This window comes from Synechococcus sp. R8-2 (assembly GCF_047461715.1).
Classification (GTDB): Bacteria; Cyanobacteriota; Cyanobacteriia; order Thermostichales; family Thermostichaceae; genus Thermostichus.
This window is the reverse complement of sequence record NZ_JANSHQ010000326.1, coordinates 1-1,506: the sequence shown is the minus strand read 5'-3', so window position 1 is coordinate 1,506 and position 1,506 is coordinate 1. Positions and strand designations below refer to the sequence as shown.

The following is a 1,506-nucleotide window of genomic DNA, read 5'->3' as shown; positions in this document are numbered from 1 at the left end:
CTCTGCCCCAAGCAGGTCTTCACGTCAGAAACCGAAGGGGCCTGCACCCTGGCCATTGCCCGCGCGGCGCAGGAGTATTCCCCTCGCAGCGGCCACCTCTGGCTCATCGGCACTGGTCCTGGGGATCTGGGTCAATTGACTTTGGCTGCCCGTATGGCTTTAACTCAGGCCGATGTGGTTGTTGGCTACCAGCTTTATCTGGATCTGGTGGATCCCCTTTTGCACCCCGGCCAAATCCGGGAGGCCTCTCCCATTACCCAAGAGCTGCAGCGAGCCGAACGGGCGATTGCTTGGGCGCAGCAGGGGCTGAAGGTGGCGGTGATTTCTTCGGGGGATGCCGGCATTTACGGCATGGCGGGCTTGGTGCTGGAGTGCTTGGTCCGCTCTGGCTGGGATGGGATCCGCCCTTCTCTGGAGGTGCTGCCGGGGATCTCTGCCTTCCAGGCGGCTGCTGCCCGGCTGGGGGCTCCGCTGATGCACGACTTCTGCGCCATTTCCCTCTCGGATCTGCTTACCCCCTGGCCAGTGATTGCAAAACGCCTGCAGGCGGCTGCAGCTGCCGATTTTGTGGTGGCCCTCTACAACCCCCGCTCGCGGCAGCGGCTGGATCCCTTCTTCAAGGCTCTACAGATCTTTCTGCAGGCCCGACCCGCCCATACCCCCGTGGCTTTGGCCCGCAACCTCTACCGCCCCGGCGAAACCCTCCACCTCACCACCCTGGGGGAGCTGGATCCAGAGCAGGTGGACATGCTCACCCTGGTTCTTATCGGCAACTCTCAGACCTTTCGCCATGGAGACCGGCTGATTACCCCGCGGGGCTACCGCTTGGGCGAGCCCACCTGACTCCTGGGCTCCAGACTCAAAACACCCTCAGATGCCGGGGATCCAACTGTAGCCACCAGGGGGATCCCCAAGTCTCCACCTCTCGCCAGCGCTCCCGCCACACCTCGGCTTGCAGGTGATAGTCCTGGCTGTGGGCAGGAGGGCTGCCCAGCCTAAAGAAGAGAGTCAGTCGGTGGGGGGTCTCGCTCCACTTCACCAGCCAAGCCGGAAACGTGTTGGGCAGCTTCCCGTCGGGCCTGAAGGTGAGGTGGTGGGCGCGGATGGCGATGTATTCTCCGGCTGGGGATCCCTGTACCTGCAGCTCACAGCCCCAATCCAAGGCCAGCACCCGTTGAGGGCCCAGGAGCTTGGCCCGCGAGATGTTTTTGCAGCCCGTCAGTTGCGCCACGCTGAGGCAGGGGGGAGCCTCAAAAAGCTGGTGCTTGTCCCCCTGGACAATGATTCGTCCCTGCTCCATTACAGCCAGATCCCCGCAGAGGCGGAAGGCTTCCTCAATGTTGTGGGTTACCAAAAGCGTGACTCCCTTGTAGCCCGCTAGGATTTCCCCCATCTCCTGCTCCAGTTGGCTGCGCAGGTGGGCATCCAAAGCAGAAAAAGGCTCATCTAGCAGCAAGATCTCCGGCTCAGAAGCCAACGCTCGCGCCAAGGCCACCCGCTGCTGCT

At 62.8% G+C, this 1,506-nt stretch carries 2 protein-coding genes; one reads left to right on the top strand and one right to left on the bottom strand.

The window, feature by feature from the left end:
* The coding region (cobJ, locus tag NW819_RS08355) for a precorrin-3B C(17)-methyltransferase (RefSeq protein ID WP_414413475.1) at positions 1–843 on the top strand (843 nt) is incomplete at its 5' end.
* Positions 844–859: 16 nt separating this feature from the next.
* Here cobJ and NW819_RS08350 read toward each other — a convergent pair.
* Positions 860–1,506: sulfate/molybdate ABC transporter ATP-binding protein (locus tag NW819_RS08350; protein ID WP_414413474.1), on the bottom strand; the 647-nt coding region annotated here is incomplete at its 5' end.